Source organism: Amycolatopsis pittospori (assembly GCF_013870525.1).
GTDB classification, from domain to species: Bacteria; Actinomycetota; Actinomycetes; order Mycobacteriales; family Pseudonocardiaceae; genus Amycolatopsis; species Amycolatopsis pittospori.
This window is the reverse complement of record NZ_JACBXD010000027.1, coordinates 54,140-72,102: the sequence shown is the minus strand read 5'-3', so window position 1 is coordinate 72,102 and position 17,963 is coordinate 54,140. Positions and strand designations below refer to the sequence as shown.

The 17,963-nt window shown below is 67.6% G+C and carries 16 protein-coding genes; 9 read left to right on the top strand and 7 right to left on the bottom strand.

The window, feature by feature from the left end; genetic code table 11:
- Positions 1-19: 19 nt before the first annotated feature.
- The gene (locus H5J31_RS17570) at positions 20-1,789 is read left to right on the top strand and encodes a chitinase (protein WP_181773659.1); all 1,770 of its coding nucleotides are present in this window, start codon (positions 20-22) and stop codon (positions 1,787-1,789) included.
- Positions 1,790-1,966: 177 nt separating this feature from the next.
- Here the strand turns inward: H5J31_RS17570 and H5J31_RS17565 are convergent, their stop codons facing one another.
- The 3 genes from H5J31_RS17565 to H5J31_RS17555 form a co-directional block, all read right to left on the bottom strand.
- Positions 1,967-3,316, bottom strand: coding sequence for a cellulose binding domain-containing protein (locus tag H5J31_RS17565; protein ID WP_407925051.1), 1,350 nt, complete (start codon positions 3,314-3,316; stop codon positions 1,967-1,969).
- 37 nt (positions 3,317-3,353) lie between these two features.
- Positions 3,354-4,997 (bottom strand): glycosyl hydrolase family 18 protein, encoded by a 1,644-nt coding sequence (locus H5J31_RS17560; RefSeq protein ID WP_181773657.1) that lies wholly within the window; start codon positions 4,995-4,997, stop codon positions 3,354-3,356.
- Between the two features lie 264 nt (positions 4,998-5,261).
- A complete protein-coding gene (locus tag H5J31_RS17555; protein ID WP_181773656.1) occupies positions 5,262-5,693 on the bottom strand; it encodes an RpiB/LacA/LacB family sugar-phosphate isomerase in 432 nt (143 codons plus the stop codon).
- A 60-nt stretch (positions 5,694-5,753) separates the two neighbouring features.
- On the opposite strand from H5J31_RS17555, the gene H5J31_RS40445 reads away from it, so the two are divergent.
- Positions 5,754-6,389 carry a TetR/AcrR family transcriptional regulator gene (locus H5J31_RS40445; RefSeq protein ID WP_181773655.1) on the top strand — a complete coding sequence of 212 codons (636 nt, stop codon included), beginning with the start codon at positions 5,754-5,756 and terminating at the stop codon, positions 6,387-6,389.
- Here the strand turns inward: H5J31_RS40445 and H5J31_RS17545 are convergent.
- Entirely contained in the window at positions 6,386-6,940 is a 555-nt protein-coding gene (locus tag H5J31_RS17545) for a DM13 domain-containing protein (RefSeq protein WP_181773654.1), read from the bottom strand. The two genes, H5J31_RS40445 and H5J31_RS17545, sit on opposite strands and share 4 nt — an antisense overlap.
- A gap of 58 nt (positions 6,941-6,998) precedes the next feature.
- Positions 6,999-8,024 carry a medium chain dehydrogenase/reductase family protein gene (locus H5J31_RS17540; RefSeq protein ID WP_181773653.1) on the bottom strand — a complete coding sequence of 342 codons (1,026 nt, stop codon included), beginning with the start codon at positions 8,022-8,024 and terminating at the stop codon, positions 6,999-7,001.
- A gap of 181 nt (positions 8,025-8,205) precedes the next feature.
- Between H5J31_RS17540 and H5J31_RS17535 the strand changes: the two genes are divergently transcribed.
- From H5J31_RS17535 to H5J31_RS17525, 3 genes are all read left to right on the top strand, one after another.
- On the top strand, positions 8,206-9,060 hold the full coding sequence (locus H5J31_RS17535) for a bile acid:sodium symporter family protein (protein WP_236005183.1): 855 nt from the start codon (positions 8,206-8,208) through the stop codon (positions 9,058-9,060).
- 14 nt (positions 9,061-9,074) lie between these two features.
- On the top strand, positions 9,075-9,887 hold the full coding sequence (locus tag H5J31_RS17530; protein ID WP_181773651.1) for an alpha/beta fold hydrolase: 813 nt from the start codon (positions 9,075-9,077) through the stop codon (positions 9,885-9,887).
- Between the two features lie 181 nt (positions 9,888-10,068).
- The gene (locus H5J31_RS17525; RefSeq protein ID WP_328701522.1) at positions 10,069-11,328 is read left to right on the top strand and encodes an HNH endonuclease signature motif containing protein; all 1,260 of its coding nucleotides are present in this window, start codon (positions 10,069-10,071) and stop codon (positions 11,326-11,328) included.
- Between the two features lie 154 nt (positions 11,329-11,482).
- Here H5J31_RS17525 and H5J31_RS17520 read toward each other — a convergent pair whose 3' ends face one another.
- A complete protein-coding gene (locus tag H5J31_RS17520; protein ID WP_181773649.1) occupies positions 11,483-12,829 on the bottom strand; it encodes an aspartate aminotransferase family protein in 1,347 nt (448 codons plus the stop codon).
- An 86-nt stretch (positions 12,830-12,915) separates the two neighbouring features.
- On the opposite strand from H5J31_RS17520, the gene H5J31_RS17515 reads away from it, so the two are divergent.
- Positions 12,916-13,812, top strand: a complete 897-nt coding sequence (locus tag H5J31_RS17515) for a LysR substrate-binding domain-containing protein (RefSeq protein WP_181773648.1) — start codon at positions 12,916-12,918, stop codon at positions 13,810-13,812.
- Here H5J31_RS17515 and H5J31_RS17510 read toward each other — a convergent pair.
- Positions 13,733-14,959 carry an MFS transporter gene (locus tag H5J31_RS17510; RefSeq protein WP_181773647.1) on the bottom strand — a complete coding sequence of 409 codons (1,227 nt, stop codon included), beginning with the start codon at positions 14,957-14,959 and terminating at the stop codon, positions 13,733-13,735. The two genes, H5J31_RS17515 and H5J31_RS17510, sit on opposite strands and share 80 nt — an antisense overlap.
- Positions 14,960-15,023: 64 nt before the next feature.
- Between H5J31_RS17510 and H5J31_RS17505 the strand changes: the two genes are divergently transcribed.
- The 3 genes from H5J31_RS17505 to H5J31_RS17495 all read left to right on the top strand — a co-directional run bounded on the left by H5J31_RS17505 (position 15,024) and on the right by H5J31_RS17495 (position 17,941).
- Positions 15,024-15,398, top strand: coding sequence for a MerR family transcriptional regulator (locus H5J31_RS17505; RefSeq protein ID WP_181773646.1), 375 nt, complete (start codon positions 15,024-15,026; stop codon positions 15,396-15,398).
- A gap of 54 nt (positions 15,399-15,452) precedes the next feature.
- On the top strand, positions 15,453-16,529 hold the full coding sequence (locus tag H5J31_RS17500) for a substrate-binding domain-containing protein (protein WP_181773645.1): 1,077 nt from the start codon (positions 15,453-15,455) through the stop codon (positions 16,527-16,529).
- An 83-nt stretch (positions 16,530-16,612) separates the two neighbouring features.
- Positions 16,613-17,941, top strand: coding sequence for an ABC transporter substrate-binding protein (locus tag H5J31_RS17495; protein ID WP_181773644.1), 1,329 nt, complete (start codon positions 16,613-16,615; stop codon positions 17,939-17,941).
- Positions 17,942-17,963 lie beyond the last annotated feature (22 nt).

Sequence of the window (17,963 nt, the reverse complement as noted above, 5' to 3'; positions counted from 1 at the left end):
TTGATCCGGAGGAATCGCGATGAGGCGTTCCAGATCCCTGGCCTTTCTGGCCGTTTCGGTGCTCACCTTCGCCGGCTTGCTGGCCGGCGGAGGCACCGCGAGCGCGGCCAATCTGCTCGTCAATCCCGGCTTCGAGGCGGGCTCCACATCCGGCTGGTCGTGCGCCGCGGGCGCGGCCGTGACCACACCGGTCCGTTCGGGCGGTTACGCCGTCTCGGTCACGCCGGGCTCGACGACCGGGAAATGCGCACAGACGGTGTCCGTCAAGCCGAGTACGACGTACGCGGTCTCCGCCTGGGTGAACGGGAACCCGGTGTACCTCGGCGTCACGGGCGGGCCGTCGACCTGGACCGCCGCGACCTCGTACACGCAGCTTTCGCTGTCGTTCACGACCTCGGCGACGCAGACGACGGCGGAGGTGTACGTCCACGGCTGGTACGGCTCGGGCACCTTCTACGCGGACGACATCAGCCTCGACGGCCCGGGAGGCGGGACACCGGGAGCGCCTCCGGCACCGGGGAACCCGGCCGTGGGCACGGTGACGAACTCGTCGATCGCGCTCTCGTGGGGAGCCTCGGCGGGCACGGTGACCGGGTACCGCGTGTACGAAGGCGGCAACGTGGTCGCGACGGTGACCGGGACCTCCGCCACCATCGCGGGGCTGACGGCCTGCTCGTCGCACAGTTATTCGGTGGCCGCGTACAACAGCGCGGGCGAATCGCCGAAGACCACCGAAGCCGGCGCCACGACCGGCGGCTGCGTCGACACAGGGCTACCGAAGCACGCGCTGATCGGCTACCTGCACGCGAGCTTCGCCAACGGCTCCGGCTACACGCGGATGGCCGACGTCCCGGCCGCGTGGGACATCGTCAACCTCGCCTTCGGTGAGCCGACTTCGGTGACCTCGGGCGACATCCGGTTCACCCGGTGCCCCGTGGCGGAGTGCCCGACCGTCGAGAGCGACGCGGACTTCGTCGCCGCGATCCGCGCGAAACAGGCTCAGGGCAAGAAGGTCCTGATCTCCATCGGCGGGCAGAACGGCCAGGTCCAGCTGACCACGACGGCCGCGCGGGACGCTTTCGTGAGTTCGGTTTCCGCGATCATCGACCGCTACGGGCTGAACGGGCTCGACATCGACTTCGAGGGACACTCGCTGTACCTCAACTCCGGTGACAACGACTTCCGCAACCCGACCACGCCCGTGATCGTCAATCTGATCTCGGCGCTGAAGACGCTGAAGGCCAAGTACGGCGCGGGATTCGTGCTCACGATGGCGCCGGAGACGTTCTTCGTGCAGACCGGGTACCAGTACTACGGCGGGCTCGGCGGCGCCGACAACCGGACGGGCTCGTACCTGCCGGTGATCCACGCGATGCGGGACGCGCTGACCGTGCTGCACGTCCAAGACTACAACTCCGGACCGGTGATGGGGCTCGACAACCAGTACCACTTCATGGGCGGCGCGGATTTCCACATCGCGATGACCGACATGATCAAGGCGGGCTTCACCGTCGCTTCGACCGGATTCCGGTTCCCGGGGCTGCGTGAGGACCAGATCGCGTTCGGCCTCCCGGCCGCGGTGAGCGCGGGCAACGGGCACACCGCGCCGGCCGCGGTGCATTCGGCGCTGAACTGCCTGGTGAAGAACTCCGGCTGCGGCTCGTATTCCTTGCGCGGTGGTGCTTCGCCGGCGCTGCGCGGGCTGATGACGTGGTCGATCAACTGGGACCGGTACTACGGCTGGGAGTTCCAGAACAGCCACGAACCCTTCCTGAACGCCCTCCCCTGATCCCGGCATTCAGTCCTCTGGATGCGGTCCTTGCACACGCAACTACCGCATCCAGAGGACTAAACGCGCTCGGGGGAAGCCGCCGGGTACGCGAGTAGAGGACTGAATGCGGCGGGTATGGAGCGGGCCCGCACCGTGCAGCTTCGGTGCGGGCCCGCAGTTTCGGGGAAGGGGACGTCAGAAGCCCGCGGTGATCCGCGTGAAGTCCCAGTCGTTCTGCGCGATACCACTGCAGTTCTCGGCGACCCCGCCGTTAGGGCAGCCCCGGTCACGGTTGGTCGACCAGAACGCGAGCCTGGCGATCTTGTTGGTCTTGGACCAGTTGGTGATCCTGGTCCAGGTGTCGAGACTCGTCAGTTCCCGCTGGTCCGAGAGACCGTTCATACCGCTGATGCCCAGGTGGCCGTACGCCGTGGCGTCGTTCCACCCGAACGTCGACTTCAGCTTGTCCCGCAGGCCGTTCGCGGCGTTGATGGTGTTCCCGTACATGTCCGCGCCGCCACCGAAGTCGAACGGCATGATCGTGTAGACGTCGATCCCGGCGTTCAGCGCCTTCGACTGGTCGATGAGCCGCTGACCCCAGGAGTTCGGGCCGCTGGTCGTCGTGCCGAAGGTGAGGATGGTCTGGATACCGGGGTTGTTCGCCTTCACGATCTTCAGCGCGTTCAGGACACGGTCCTGCACGACGGCGTTCTCGAACTCGTCGGTGTTCTCGATGTCGATGTCGATCGCCTTGAGACCGTAGGCGTCGATCACCTTCTGGTAGGCCCCGGCGAGCGCTTCCGGCGTCGAGCAGTTCGGGCCGAGCTTGTTGCCGCTCCACCCGCCGAAGGACGGGACGATCTGGCCGCCCGCGGCCTTGATCTGCGCGATCGTGGTGGCGTCGACGCCGCCCTGCAGGGGACGGCTCCCGTCCCAGGCGGGGTTGCAGCCGCCGGAGGACAGGATGAACGCCATGGTGAACCACTTGATCCCGGTCGCGTTCATGACCGTCTGCGGGTTCGGCGGGCTGCCCCAGCCCATGTAGAGGTACGGCGCGCCACGGCCACCCGGCGGCGGGTTGCTCGTGGTGGTCGTCGTGGGCGGGTTGGACGTCGTGGTGGTCGGAGTGGTGGGGGTGGTCGGCGTCGTGGTCGGGGTGCCGCCACCCGGATCACAGGACCCGCCGTTGATCTTGCAGTTCGCCGGGGCGACGTAGCCGCCGGAGTACTTGACGTTGAAGCCGAAACTGGTCGTCCCGCCGTTGCCGACGTTGCCGTTCCACGTGTTCTTCACCGTCACGTGCTGGCCGGAGACGGAATAGCTGCCGTCCCAGAGCGAAGCGATCGAATGCCCGGACGGCAGATCGAATTCGACCGTCCAAGCGGGAATGCTCGAACCCGAGTTGTTGCTGATCGTGTATTTGCCTTCCCAGCCAGAGCCCCAATCGGAGCCCTTGCTGAAGGCGGCACCGACACCGCCGGCCGCGGAGGCCGGCGCGATCACGAGGACCGCGCCGGCCGTTGCGGCAGCGGCGGCCAGGCCCACGGCCTGGATCCAAGTCCGCTTAGCCACTGTCGACCTCTCAGTTCAGGCCGTTGCGCATGGCCGTGACGAGCTCACCGTTGGAGGTGTCACCACTGAGCTCCCAGAAGAAGGCGCCGCCGAGACCCTGGTTCTTGGTCCAGCCCATCTTTCCGTTGATGGTCGCGGGAGTGTCGTAGCTCCACCAGTTGTTGCCGCACTTCGCGTACGCGGTGCCCGCGATCGTGCCGGTCGACGGGCAGCTGTTCTTGAGGATCTTGTAGTCCTCGATGCCCGCTTCGTAGGTGCCCGGTGCCGCGCCGGTCGCGGTGCCGCCCGGGGTGGCCTGCGTGACGCCGGTCCAGCCTCGGCCGTAGAAACCGATACCCAGCAACAGTTTGTTCGCCGGGACCCCCTTGGCCTTGAGCTTCTGGATGGCCTCGTCGGAGTTGAAGCCCTGCTGCGGGATACCCGGGTACGCGGTCAGCGGCGAGTGCGGGGCCGTCGGGCCCTGAGCCGCCCAGGCGCCGAAGAAGTCGTACGTCATGACGTTGTACCAGTCGAAGTACGCCGACGCGGGGCCGTAGTCGGCGACGTCGAGCTTGCCGCCGCTGCTGGCGTCCGCGGTGATGGCGGCGGTGACCAGGAACGAGGAACCGAACTTGGTGCGCAGCGCCTGTGCCACGTTCTTGATGGCGGCCGGGCCGCTGGTGTCACAGGTGAGGCCGCAGGCGTTCGGGTACTCCCAGTCGATGTCGATGCCGTCGAAGACGTCGGCCCACCGCGGGTCCTTGATCAGCTTGTAGCAGGATTCCGCGAACGCGGCCGGGTTCTTCGACGCCTGGCCGAAGCCGCCGGACCAGGTCCAGCCACCGAACGACCACAGCACCTTGAGGCCCGGGTACATCTTCTTCAGCTTGCGCAGCTGGTTGAAGTTACCGCGAATGGCGCCCGCGTCCCACGAGTCCGCGACACCGTCCACACTGGACCCGGCGTCGTAGAACTTGTCGTAGTCGGCGTAGGTGTCGTCGTTCGCGGTGCAGGAACCGTTGGTGACGTTGCCGAAGGCGTAGTTGATATGCGTCAGCTTGGCTGCGGAACCGGAAGTGTGAATGTTCTTCACGTGGTAGTTACGGCCGTAGACGCCCCACTGCACGAAGTAGCCGAGGTTCTTCTTCGTGCCCGGGTTCGGGTTCGAAGTCGTCGTGGTCGGCGGGTTGCTCGTGCTGGTCGACGTCGGGGGATTCGACGTCGAGGTGCCGGTGGTCGGAGTGGTCGGCGTCGTGGTCGGGGTGCCGCCACCCGGGTCGCAGGAGCCGCCGTTGATCTTGCAGTTCGCGGGCGCGGTGTAGGCGCCGGAGTACTTGACGTTGAAGCCGAAGCTGACGGTGCCGCCGTTGGAAACGGTGCCGTTCCAGGTGTTCTTGACGGTCACGTGCTGGCCGGAGACGGTGTAGCTGCCGTCCCAGAGCGAAGCGATCGAGTGGCCGGCCGCGAGGTCGAACTCGAGGGTCCAGGCGCTGAGGCTCGACCCCGAGTTATTGGTGATCGTGTACTTGCCCTCCCAGCCGGAACCCCAGTCCGACCCCTTGGTCAGCGAGGCTCCGACCCCGCCCGCCGCGTTCGCCGGGACGGTCACCAGACCGACAGCCAGCGCCGCGACGGCCGTGAACAGACCGATCAGATGCCATCTTTTTCTCGACATTTCACTCCTTACAACACGGTGCAGGGGAGATGATCTTGGAGAAAGTGTTTCGTCAATGGGAAAGCGGCGATGACGCGATGCCTCGGCCGAAGCCGGGCAGGCGGGGATGCGTCTTCATCGACCACCTCCACGGGCGAACGCTTTGTTGCGGGAGACGGTACGTGGTCTGGACCAATATGGGAAGCATCACTACGGACAGTGGTGATTTTCCCGCAAATGGCCTAATACGTTCGACAGCGTTAACCGTTCACTGGTTCGGTGCCTTTATCGGCGAGGTTCGTCCAATTCCCCGAGCCGGGCGATATTCGCCGATTCGTCGGGGTCCGGCGCGATACCGGAAAGGAAGACGTCGGTGATTTCGACGGCCACGTCGGGGGCGAGCCGTTTGAGGCTCAGCGCCAGGACGTTGGCGTCGTTCCACTTGCGGGCGCCGGCGGCGATCCAGGTGTCCCAGGCCAGCGCCGCGCGGACACCGGGCACCTTGTTGGCCGCGATGGCCGTGCCCGTCCCGGTCCAGCACATGACGACGCCGAAGTCGGCCTCGCGGTCGGCGACCGCCTTGCCCACCGCCGCGCCGAGTTCCGGCCAGGCTTCCGACGTCACCGGGGTGAACACCTCGTGGCCTGCTTCGGCGAGGAAGGCCCGGACGGCGTCCGTGGTGGCGTTCCGGTCGTCGGCCGCGAAGGCGATCTTCATGCCCGGAATCGTACGCCGCGTCAACAGGTGACGAACCGGAACTCATGGGAGGATCGCGACGTGGACTCGTCTGCCGAGGAGCGCCAGGTCGAGCGTGACCAGGAGATCGCCAGGACGCGGATCCTCGACACCGCCGCGCGCCTGATCGGCGAGTCCGGATTCGCTCGCCTCAAGATCGGCATGATCTGCGTCAGGACCGGCTATCCGAGCGCCGTCGTCTACCAGTTGTTCGGCTCCAAGGAAACGCTGGTGCAGCGGCTGGTCCATTTCGCCGCGGAGAAGTTCGCCGACGTCTTCAGCCAGGCCGTCGCCACCCGCACCGGCGGGCTGACGCCCAGCCCGATGGACATGCTGCGCGCCCTGCTGGACATCTTCTTCGAACTGCTGACCGACATGCCGCCGCTGAACCGCGCGTTCGTGGTGCTGTGGACCGACGCGACCGTGGGCGATCCGGCGGTGCGGTCAGCGATGACCGAGGCCGATCGCCGGTACCGGTTCGCCATCGCGCAGACCGTCGCCACGGGGATCGCGGACGGGTCCACGGTGGGAATCCGCGACCCCGACGCGTACGCGGCGGCCCTGATCGGGCAACTGCGGGGGATCGCCGTGGCGTCGATCATCGATCCCGGCGGCATCGACCTGCGCGCCGTCCGCGCGGAGATGGAATACGCCGTGGACCGGCTGGCGAGCCGCTAAACGTTCTTGGTCAGGGCGGCCGCGCCGAAGGAGACGTCGAACCGGTCGCACCAGATCGTCACACTCGAATATTTTGCCGGATCGAAGCCGGCGGGCAGGGTGTAGTTCTGGTTTCCCTTGTTGCCCTTGAGTTTCCCGGCACTCACGTGCTCGCCGTCGTCGAAGACGAACCAGCCGTCCTTGCCCGGGAGCACCGGCGCGTCGGTGAGCCAGACCCGGAGATCCGGGCCGTTGCTGGTGTCGAGGTTCTCCAGGCGCAGCACCAGTGATCCGTCGGCCGCACGCAGGATCCGGACGCTGCCGCTGGTCGCGTGCTCATGGCTGATCAGTTCGCCGGTCGCGACGACCGCGGGTTCCTTCGGTGCGGGCTTTTCCGAGGCCGCGGGTTTCTCCGATGCCGGTGCGGCGCTTTCGGAGGTCTGCGCGACGGGCAGTGCCTCCTGGACCGTCTCGTTCACCCAGAGCTTCCAGGGCTGGAACCAGTACAGGCCCGCCGCCACCACCACTACCAGCCCGATCGCCACGATGGTGAGCACCCGCTTGCGTTTCATGGCGTCATTCAACCGCGCGGCGAGTCCGGATTGCCGGTTTGTCGCGGTTACCGATCTCTTACGGCGTGAGGACGACCTTGCCCGCGACCGTGCCGGATTCGGCCAGTCGCAGGGCTTCGGCGGCCCGGCTCAGCGGCAGCCGCGCCGCGACCTGCGCGGTGATCTCGCCGTCCCGCAGTGCGGCGAACACCTGGGTGAGGTCGGCGCGAAGGCGCGCGCGGAACCGGTCCTTGGCGTAGGAACGCCCTGCCCAGACGTTGAAGAAGTAGGCGCTTCGGCCGTTGGGGAGGCTGCTCCACAGCAGGACGCGGGCGAGGATCTTGAGGACGGGCAGTTGTTTGGAGCCTTCGTCGTCGCGGGTGGCGGCGCTGCCGTAGGAGACGAGTGTGCCGCCGCGGGCGAGCAGCTTCCACGATGCGACGACACTGGCGCCGCCGACGTGGTCGAAGACGGCGTCGACACCGTCGGGCGCGAGTTCGCGGACGCGGGCGGAGATGTCCTCGGTGCGATAGTCGATCGGCATGACTCCCTGACGCCGCAACGTTTGGTGATGACGCTCGGACGCCGTGCCGATCACCTGCGCGCCCGCCTGCCTGGCGAGCTGGACGAGCAGTGAACCGACGCCGCCGTTCGCGCCGTGGACCAGGATCGTCTGCCCGCTGCGGACACGGGCCTTGCGGTGCAACATCTGCCAGGCGGTGATGCCGTTGACCACCGCGGTCTCGGCTTCCGCGGCGCCGAGGCCGTCCGGGACCTCGACGACGTCGGCGGCATCGAGGACCACATGGCTGGCCCAGCCGCCGACCTTCAGCAGTGCGGCGACCCGGCGGCCGGTGAGCGAGCGGTCGACGCCGTCGCCGGTGGTCAGCACCGTGCCGACCAGGTCGTAGCCGGGGACGAACGGGAACGGCGGCTGGTCGTAGTACTTGCCGCGGCGCATCTGCTGTTCGGCGAACGAGACCCCGGTCGCCTCCATCGCGATCACGACCTGGCCGGGGCCGGGTGCGGGGAGCGGACGTTCCCGCAGCTCCAGCCCTTCCGGCTCGACCTTGCCCGGCAGTACGACCTCGGTGAGGGTGTTCATCGCGACCTCCATGATGACTTGTCGTGTTCGTTAGAGCTTGTAACCATAGTGAGCAGTGCTCTCGGAAAAGTCAAGTGGGGTCACGCCTGGGTTTCGGTGCCTTGACGCTGTTCTCGCCGCTTGACACGATTGCCGATCTGAAAACGGCATATCGGACGGAGGCCCCTCGATGGGTTCGGCGATGTTCTCGATTCTCCTGCCGATAGCGCTGGCACTGGTCATGTTCGGGCTGGGCCTGACCTTGACCGTCGCCGACTTCAGCCGGGTGCTGAAATACCCGAAGGCCGCCGTCATCGCGCTGGTGTGCCAGATGATCGTGCTGCCCGCCATCTGCCTCGGGCTGGTGCTCCTGTTCGGACTCGGCGGGGTGCTCGCGGTGGGGATGATGCTGCTGGTCGCGTCGCCCGGCGGGACGTCGGCGAACCTGTTCAGTCACCTCGCCGGCGGCGACGTCGCCCTCAACGTCACGCTCACCGCGATCAACTCGGTGCTCGCCGTGTTCACGCTGCCGCTGGTGGTCGGCCTGTCGATGGCCGGTTTCCTCGACGGCGGCACTTCGGTCGGACTGCAGCCGGCGAAGTTCGTGCAGGTGTTCGCGATCGTGCTGATCCCGGTCGTAATCGGGATGGCCGTGCGGAGCCGGTTCACCGACTGGGCCGAGCGGATGCGCAAACCGGTCAAGATCGGTTCCGCGGTGGTGCTCGTGCTGGTGATCGCGGCGGCGATCGCGCAGGAGTTCCGGACCCTGCTGGACAACATCGGCACGCTCGGGCCGGTGGCGCTGGCGCTGTCCGTGCTCAGCCTCGCGATCGGGTACTACGTGCCACGACTGTTCCGTGTGGACCGGGGGCAGTCGATCGCGTCCGCGATGGAGATCGGCATCCACAACGCCACCCTCGCGATCGCCGTAGCGATTTCCGTGCTCGGCGACGAAAAGATGGCCGTCCCCGCCGGGATCTACGGCGTCCTGATGTTCTTCCCGGCCGGCATCGCGGCCCTCCTGCTGTCCCGCAGCCGGGAGACCGCGCGGGTCTGAGCTACGTTGAGGGCGTGAAGCGGGCCCCCATCGGCGACATCATCGAGGTCGACGGCGTCGCGGTCCATGTCCGGCAGGACGGAGCCGGGACGCCGCTGCTCCTGCTGCACGGATACTGCGGCTCGGTGCACTGGTTCGACGGGCTGACGCGGGAGCTGTCGGAGGACCATCACGTCATCCGGATGGACCTTATCGGGCATGGATGCACCGGAGGTTCTTCGGGACTCGACGCCGTTTCGCAGGCGCGTATGGTCGCCGCGGTCCTGGATCGGCTGGAGCTGACCGACGTCGTGGTCGCCGGTCATTCCTTCGGCGCGGACGTCGCCCTCGCGGTGGCTTCGCCTCGGGTGCGCGGGATCGTCGTGATCGGTCAGGCACCGGACTACAGTTACGCGTCCTTTCCGCCTGGCAGTTCGGTTCTCTTGCCGATGGCGAGTGCTTTCGTGCGGCTGATCGCGCATCGGCGCTGGGTTCGGTTCGCTTCGAGGTTCCGGCGTGGGGTCGCCTTCGACGACCCCTTGCAGGATCTGATCGATCACGCCGTGACGGCGCCCGCCATGGCTCGGGTCGTCCTCGTGGAGCGGGCGCGATTGCTCGCGGCGCGGCCTTTGGACGCGCAGATCGCGGCGCTGGGGTTGCCGTGCTTGGTGATTCTCGGGCGGCGGGACCGGTTTTACGACTGTGAAAAGACTTCTGTTCGGTATGCGGCGGTGGGGGCGCGGGTGGAGGTCGTGGAGGGTGCGGGGCACTCTCCGTTCCTGGAGCGGCCTGGTGAGGTGGCTCGGTTGCTTCGGGAGTTCTCGCTAGCTGGGCCTCGCCGCAATTAGTCCTCTAAATGCTGGCGGGGGGGGTGAGTGCGAAAGGTTGCCGTTACGCCGATAGTCGGGCCGGGTGCCTGTCTGTGGTCGGCCGGTTGTGGCGGAATCACCCTTCAGGGTTATTCGGACCACTTTCATTTTTGCCCGCCATTGCGAACACATGTTCGACAGATTCTGGTATTCTTGGAGCGTGTCCGAGACGACGTTTCTTCCCGAGTTGCCGCAGGAGTTGTGGCGCGCCGGCAAGCTGGAGCTTGCTCATGGCGTGCAGCAGTTCTTGCAGGTGATGCGGGTCGCGTCGGCTGGTTTGGGCCGGTATTTGGCGGAGATCGAGTCTCGGGGCTGCAAGGATTTGTACGGGTATGGGACGACGTTGGCTTGGTTTGCCGATGTTGCGGGTTTGTCTCAGGCTGAGGCGCGTCCGTATGTGAATCAGGCGATCGATCTGAATCCGACACGTGCTTTGGATGGTCGTGAGGTTCCGGCGTTCGCACCGGCTACGGCTGCTGCGGCGGCGGAGGGTGCGATCGGACAGGAGCGGATCAAGCAGGTCCTGGGGATCTTGAAGGAGATCCCGGCCGAGGTGTCTGTCGAGGCTCGGGAGCGTACGGAGAAGACCCTCGTCGACCTGGCTCGGGACGCGGGTCCCGGTGAGGTGGCGGAACTCGGGAACAGCCTGCTGGCCAGGCTTGACCCCGATGGCAAGGAGCCGAAGGATCCCGAGCCCGCGCAGCCTCGCCGTGAACTGACCGTGGAACGCCGTAAAGACGGGTTCTGGAAGATCAAAGGTCTGCTGGATGACGAGCTCGGGGCCCGGACCGCGGCCGCGCTTGAGGCTTATGCGAAACCGCGTCCTTTAGACGAGTTCGGCGAGGCTGATTGGCGTACCAAGGCCGAGCGTCAGGGTGATACGTGGGCGGAGCTGCTGGATTTGGCGATCGCGTGCCCGGATCAGCCGGGCACCAGCGGGTATCGGACCCTGATCCACGTGACCGTCGGTCTCGACGAGCTCAAGACCGGGATCGGGAAAGCCTGTCTGGACTACGTCGGGGAGATGACCGCCCGCGAAGCCCGGATGGCCGCCTGCGACTGCCTGATGCTGCCGGTCGTGTTGAACGCCGCTGGGGAACCCCTCGATGTGGGGCGGCTGAGGCGGTTCGTCACCCCGGGCCAGCGGCGTGCGTTGAACATCCGGGACGGTGGGTGCGCGTTCCCGGGATGTCATCGGCGGCCGAAGAATTGTCACGCCCATCATATTCATCACTGGGCAGACGGAGGCTTGACCGATCTCCGGAACCTGGTGCTGCTCTGCGGTTTCCATCACCGGCTGATCCACCACGGCGAGTGGGAAGTGCGGATGGCGGCCGATGGGTTGCCCGAGTTCATCCCGCCCCAATATCGGGATCCGTTACGAAGTCCCAGGCGCAACTCCCTCCACCGCGCCGCCTGACCCGCTGGACCCGAAGAGCCCGCCAGCCATAAGGCGACGGGCCCTTCGGCATGCCTGCTGGTCGAAATCGCCTTCGTGCCGACGCCTGATCGGACACGCGTGACCGGTCCGATCATGGCCTAGGCGGCAGCTCGGCCGAAGTCACCCCACTCTGTCAAAGCCCGAACTGCGCGCAGGCGTACCCGATCGCCTCGTCCAGAATCCCCAGCCCCTCGGCCAGTTCCTCTTCGGTTGCGGTAAGCGGCGGAGCCATCCGGAAGACCCCGCCCATCCCGGGCAGCTGCACGATGTTCATGTGCAGCCCCAGTTCCAGGCATCGCCGGGTCACGAGTGCGCCGAGTTCGTCGGAGCTGCGTTTCGTGGAGCGGTCCACGACGAGCTCCATGCCGACCAGCAGGCCACGGCCGCGGATGTCGCCGACGACGGGGTGGCGGGCGGCGATGTCGTCGAGGCCGCGGCGGAGGAAGGCGCCCAGTTCGGTGGCGCGTTGGTCGAGGCGGTCGCGGGTGAGGACGTCGAGGACGGTGTTGCCGACGGCGGCGACCAGCGGGTCCGCGACGTGGGTGGTGAAGAACAGGAAGCCGCGGTCGTGTGCTTCCTGTTCGATTTCCGCGCTGGTGATCACCGCGGCGAGGGGCAGGCCGGCGCCCAGGGTCTTGGACAGGGTGAGGATGTCGGGGACGACGCCGTCGCGTTCGAAGGCGTACCAGTTTCCGGTGCGGCACAGGCCCGTCTGCGCTTCGTCGACGATGAGCAGCATTCCGCGTTCGCGGCATTTCTCTCGCAGGGCGGCGAAATAGCCCGGCGGTGGCTCGATGATGCCGCCCGAGCTGAGGATCGGTTCGACGATGCAGGCCGCGAGGCTGCCGACGGACTGGGCGTCGATCAGCTCGAAACCGAAGTCCAGCTGGCGTTTCCAGTCGAGTTCCCCGGAAGCGTCGACGAAGTCCGGGCGGTACGGGTTCGGGGCGGGGATGGCGAAGTTGCCCGGCGCCGCCGGTCCGTAACCCTTGCGGCCGGCGCTGTAGGTGGCGCTCGCCGCGGCCTGCGTCATGCCATGCCACGACCGGGCGAAGGACACGATCTCGTGCTTGCCCGTGACGAGTTTCGCCATCCGGATCGCGGCCTCGTTCGATTCCGCGCCGGTGGTCAGCAGCAGCGCCTTTTCCAGCGGTGACGGCAAAGTCTCGGCGAGACGGCGCGCGAGGTCGACGACGGGGCGGCTCAGCATCCCGCTGAACAGGTGGTCGAGCGTGCCCACCTGTCGCCGGACGGTGTCGACGATCTCGGGATGCGAATGCCCGAGGATCGCGCTCATCTGCCCGGACGTGAAGTCGAGGAGCCGTCGACCGGATTCGGTGAACAGGTAACTGCCGTCGGCGCGGTCGATGATCTCCCGGGTGAAGTCACCGGCCCCGGCGTAGCGCACGAGGTGCCTGTCGGCGTCGGCCCAGAAGGCGGAGGCGTCGGTGGTCAAGCCATCAGTGGTCGGAGCAGCCATGTCTCGAAGGTAAGGCCCGTCCGAGCGACACGTCCATCTCACAATCTTGGCTATGCTGTTCGCTTGATCCGTACAACAATGGGGTGATGCTCAACCCCTGGAGGCTCAGCCTGCTGAGCCGGCTCGACACCCTCGGCACCGTCCGGGCGGTCGCGAAGGCGGCCAACCTGAGCGCGTCCAGCGTGTCCCAGCAGCTCACCGTCCTGGAGGCCGAGACCCGGACCCAGCTGCTCGAACGCACCGGCCGCCGCGTCCGGCTGACCCCGGCCGGGTTGATGCTGGCCCGTCGCGCGAGAGCGATCCTCGACCATATGGACACCGTCGAGGCCGAGTTGCGCAGCCTGAGCGAAGCGCCGACAGGGCTTGTCCGCCTGGGTGCCTTCCAGAGCGCGATCCACACCATCGCCGTCCCCACGGTGACCCGGCTGGCGCGCTCGCATCCGCAGCTGGACATCGAACTGCTCGAACTCGAACCGCACGCGAGCATGCCCGCGCTCCGGGTGGGCGACGCCGACGTCATCATCACCACCACGGATTTCGTCGAGCAGCCGCTGGGGCCGGACGTCGACCTCGTCCCGCTCGCGACCGACCCGATCGTGCTCGTCGTCCCGCCCGGTCATCCGGCGGCGGGCCGGGGGCCGGCCGACCTCGCCGCCTACGCGAGCGAGCCCTGGGCGTTCGACATCCCGCAGTCCTACATGGCGAACCTCGCGACCCGGCTCTGCCGCGAAGCCGGTTTCGAACCGCGTGTGGTCTGCCGGTTCAGCAACTACATGATGACCTTGCAGCACGTCGAGGCCGGGCTTTCGATCGCCCTGCTGCCCGGCCTCGCCGTCGACAAGCGCTACCGCGTCGCCACCCGTGAGCTCGCGACACCGGTGACGCGTTCGATCACCGCGGCCATCAGGCGCGGGTCTCCGCCTCGCGCCGCTGTCGACCTGGTTCTCGAGGCGATCCGGAGTCATCCCGAACTGCCACTGTGAACCCGTGCCGCTTGGCGACCAGCACCACGGCCAGCGTCGGCACGAGCAGCGCCAGGACGCTCCACGGGAACGCTTCGGTGCCGAGGCCGTCGAGCAGCACACCGCCGACGACCCCGCCGCCGGCCATCGCCGCGTTCCACAACGTGACGAGCATGGCCTGCGCGATATCCGCCGCGCCGCCCTTGCCGCCCGCCTGCGCGGCGGCGGTCTGCAGCAGCGTCGGGATGCCACCCCAGCCGAGTCCCCACAGCGTCACCGCGACGTAGACCAGCGCCGGACTTTCGCTCAGCAGAGCCAACATCGTCGCGCCGAGGGCGACGAGAAGCGTGCCCGCGATCGTCAGCGCCCGCAGCCGCCGGTCGATACGGATACCGACGATCCAGATGCTGACCATCGAAGCCAGCCCGAACACCAGCAGGATCTCCTCGACCGCATCGCCCATCGACACGTGGTCGAGGAAGGTGGCGATGTAGGTGTAGAGGATGTTGTGCGCCAGCACGAAGGCCAGCGTGACGAACAGGACCGCGGCCACCCCCGGAACGGCGAGGGTCTTGCGCACCGGGAGCCTGCCGCCCTTGTCCTGTCCCGGGAAGTCGGGGACGGCCAGCGCGATCCAGCCGAGCAGGCCGAGCGCGATCACCGACATGATCGAGAACGTCACCTGCCAGCCGACGGCGCCGCCCAGGAACGTGCCGGCGGGGATGCCGAGCGAGAGCGCGAGCGGGATCCCGGTCATCACGACGGCGATCGCTTTGCCCTGTACCGGTTCCGGTGCCAGCCGCCGGGCGTATCCGGCCAGCAGTGCCCAGACCACGCCCGCCGCGATCCCGGCGACGAACCGCGCGCCGAGCGTCAGGGGGTAGTTCGTGGACAGTGCCGTGACCGTGTTGGCGACGGCGAATCCTGCGACGCCTGCCAGGAGCAAGCGTTTGCGCCGCCAGCCGGCCGTCGCCGCGGACAAGGGGATCGCGGTGAGTGCGGTGCCGATCGCGTAGACCGTCACGAGCTGGCCGGTGGCCGCTTCGCCGACGCCGAGATCGGCGCTCATCGCGGGCAGCACCCCGGCGGGCAGCGCTTCGGTGAGGACGGTGATGAACGCCGCCGTGGTCAGCGCCAGGAGGGCGCCGAGCGGGAGTTTCGGAGTCATGCTCCGTATGCTCGAACCATCACATAGATGTGAAGGTCAAGCCGGACGGGGTGAGGTGGCGCATATGCGGATCGGAGAGCTGTCGGAGCGCACGGGGACGTCGCGCCGTCTGCTGCGGTACTACGAGGAACAGGGTCTCATCGTTTCGGAGCGGATGGCCAACGGCTACCGCGCTTACGACGAGTCTTCGGTCGACAGGGTCATCCAGGTCCGCGGTCTGCTCGACGCCGGGCTGCCGACCCGGATCATCAAGCAGATCCTGCCCTGCCTGGACAAACCCCGGCAGATCTACTTCCCGGACGCCACCCCGGAGATGCTCGCGACGCTGGAATCCGAACGGGACCGGATGACCCGGCGCGCCGAATGCCTGCTCCGCAACCGGGACGCCATCACCGAGTATCTCGACGCCGTCCGCGCGTACGACCCGGCCGTTTCTTGACGCGCCGCGTTTGATCGTTATTCTCGCTAAAACGGTCAAACGAACAGGCAGGGTATGCGAGAGCTGGGTGGCGACCGTCGCCGGAGGATTCTGGCGGCCGTCGAGGCGCGCGGGGAGGCACGGGTCGTCGACCTCGCCGCCGAGCTGGAGGTCTCGGTGGTCACGGTGCGCCGTGACGTGGAAGAACTCGCACGCGAAGGCAGGCTCCGGCGCGGGCACGGGGTGGCGAAGTCGCTGGTCCAGCCCAAGGTGGCGCAGCCGGTGCGCGACGCCGACGGCGGCGCTGTCGCGCTGGTCGTCCCGGAGCGGCACGCGTATCTGAACGAAGCCGTGCACGGCGCGAGGTCCGCGCTGGAAGAGGCCGGGATGCGGGTGGTCCTGCACATCGCGCCCCGGGTCGAGGGCAGCGCCGAGCATTCGATCGTCGAACGCGTGCTGGCGGACGACGTCCGCGGCCTGCTGATCGCGCCCCGCTGGCGCACGGCCGCGGCGGAAGAGGCGGACTACCGCTGGATCGCCGACGTGCCGGTGCCCACCGTGGTGATGGAACGGCGGCCGCGTCCCGGCAGTGTCCTGCACGCGACGGATTCGGTCTGCACCGATCACTGGTACGGCGTCCACCTCGCTGTCGATCACCTCGTTTCCCTGGGGCACAAGCGGATCGTGCTCGCCGCCCGGGACGACAGCCCGACCGCGCGGGCCTTGCGGGCCGCGTTCGCGGAGATCGCCTCGGCCAGGCGGGAGATCGAGGAGATGGCCGTGATCCTCAGCGCGCCGGACGCCGGCCCCGATCAGGACACGTCACCGCTGACCGAGACGGAACTCGCGGACCTCGTCGGTGGGCGCGGTTTCACCGGCGCCGTCCTGCACGGCGACGTCGACGCGCTGATGCTGGTCGAGCGGCTGGCCGAAGCCGGATTCCAGGTGCCGCGGGACTGTTCGGTGGTGGCTTACGACGACGTCGTCGCGGCGCTCGGCAGTACACCGCTCACCGCCATCGCACCCCCGAAGGCCGAGGTCGGACGTGTGGCGGCCGAGCAGTTGCTGCGCCGGCTTGCCGGTGGAGGCCGTCCGCAGCGCGTGCAGCTGATGCCGGAATTGAAGATCAGGGGTTCGACCCGAGCTGTCTGATCGTTTGACCGTGTTAAGCGAAACTATTGACCGTAAAACGCTCAGGTGATCAGAATGCGATATCCGAATCGCAGGAGGCATCGATGCCTGGTCGACCGAGCCGACGGTCCGTTCTCACCGCGAGTCTGGCTATCCCGCTCGGAGCGGCGCTCGGCGCCTGCACTTCGACCGCGGCGCCCAAGACGGCCTCGGGAGGGCCGGTCAGGATCGTCTTCTGGTCCGCGTTGCGGGGCAGCCAGCAGGTGGTCGACGCGTTCAACAAGGCGCAGAACCGGATCCGGGTGGTCTTCCAGCAGATCCCGTCCGCCGACTTCGGCGGCTACGCGAAGCTGAGCAACGCGGCCCGCGCGGGAAACTCGCCCGACGTCGCCACGATCGAATACCCGCAGGTCCCCGGGTTCGCGATCGACGGTGTGGCCAGGGACATCACCGATCTCGTCGGCGATTCCCTGCGCGCGAAACTGCTGCCGCAGGCGCTGGGGCTGACCACGTTCGCCGGCCGGGTCTACACCGTCCCGCTCGACATCGAGCCGATGGTCCTGCACTACCGCAAGGACCTGTTCGACAAGTTCGGCTTCGCGGTCCCGCGGACTTGGGACGAGTACGCCGAAGTGAGTCGCAAGGTCCGCGAAAAGCTTCCCGAAGCCAGGCTGGGCGTGTTCGCCACGGACGGCGCGCCGCAGTTCGCCGCGTTCTCCTGGCAGGCGGGTGCCCAGTGGTTCGACACCCGCGGCGGTGCGTGGAACGTTTCGATCGCCGACGCCCCGACCCGCAAGGTGGCGGAGTACTGGCAGCGTCTGATCGACGACGGCGATCTGTTCGTCAACGCCGCCACCGGCAGGCAGTACGACGCCCAGCTCGGCCAGAACCTGGTGCTCACCAAGCTCAGCGGCGCCTGGGACGCGGGTGCCCAGATGAAGGCACGACCCGGCCAAAAAGGACAGTGGGCGATCGCGCCGATGCCGCAGTGGGATCCGTCGACCCCGGCCGTCGGCACCCACGGCGGTTCGACGTTCGCCGTCACGAAGGACAGTCAGAACCCCGAAGCCGCCATGGAATTCATCGAGTGGCAGGTCACGCATCCCGACGCCCTGCGCGCCCGGCTTTCCAGCGGCGCCAGCAGCCAGTACCCGGTCGCGCCTGCCCTCGTCGACGTCGGCAGGCAGGCCTTCGACCGTGCCTATTACGGCGGCCAGGACATCTACAGCCTCTTCGCCGACGAAGCCGAAAAGATCCGCGACGGCTGGACCTGGGGACCGCGGATGACCGCGACCAACCGGGTCATGCAGGACGGTTTCGCGAAGGCGGGCGGCGGTGACGGTTCGCTCCTCGACGCCGTCCGCGACGCGCACAGCGGCACGATGCCGGATCTCGCCGCGCTCGGCCTGGCCACCACCGAACACAGTTCCTGAACCGCCGCAACGAGAAAGGTGG

Excerpts from the sequence above, each read along its gene's own strand:
- H5J31_RS17570 (WP_181773659.1), top strand. The coding sequence starts at position 20 with ATGAGGCGTTCCAGATCCCTGGCCTTTCTGGCCGTTTCGGTGCTCACC.
- H5J31_RS17560 (WP_181773657.1), bottom strand. The coding sequence starts at position 4,997 with ATGTCGAGAAAAAGATGGCATCTGATCGGTCTGTTCACGGCCGTCGCG.
- H5J31_RS17555 (WP_181773656.1), bottom strand. The coding sequence starts at position 5,693 with ATGAAGATCGCCTTCGCGGCCGACGACCGGAACGCCACCACGGACGCC.
- H5J31_RS17545 (WP_181773654.1), bottom strand. The coding sequence starts at position 6,940 with ATGAAACGCAAGCGGGTGCTCACCATCGTGGCGATCGGGCTGGTAGTG.
- H5J31_RS17540 (WP_181773653.1), bottom strand. The coding sequence starts at position 8,024 with ATGAACACCCTCACCGAGGTCGTACTGCCGGGCAAGGTCGAGCCGGAA.
- H5J31_RS17535 (WP_236005183.1), top strand. The coding sequence starts at position 8,206 with ATGTTCTCGATTCTCCTGCCGATAGCGCTGGCACTGGTCATGTTCGGG.
- H5J31_RS17520 (WP_181773649.1), bottom strand. The coding sequence starts at position 12,829 with ATGGCTGCTCCGACCACTGATGGCTTGACCACCGACGCCTCCGCCTTC.
- H5J31_RS17515 (WP_181773648.1), top strand. The coding sequence starts at position 12,916 with ATGCTCAACCCCTGGAGGCTCAGCCTGCTGAGCCGGCTCGACACCCTC.
- H5J31_RS17510 (WP_181773647.1), bottom strand. The coding sequence starts at position 14,959 with ATGACTCCGAAACTCCCGCTCGGCGCCCTCCTGGCGCTGACCACGGCG.
- H5J31_RS17505 (WP_181773646.1), top strand. The coding sequence starts at position 15,024 with ATGCGGATCGGAGAGCTGTCGGAGCGCACGGGGACGTCGCGCCGTCTG.
- H5J31_RS17500 (WP_181773645.1), top strand. The coding sequence starts at position 15,453 with ATGCGAGAGCTGGGTGGCGACCGTCGCCGGAGGATTCTGGCGGCCGTC.
- H5J31_RS17495 (WP_181773644.1), top strand. The coding sequence starts at position 16,613 with ATGCCTGGTCGACCGAGCCGACGGTCCGTTCTCACCGCGAGTCTGGCT.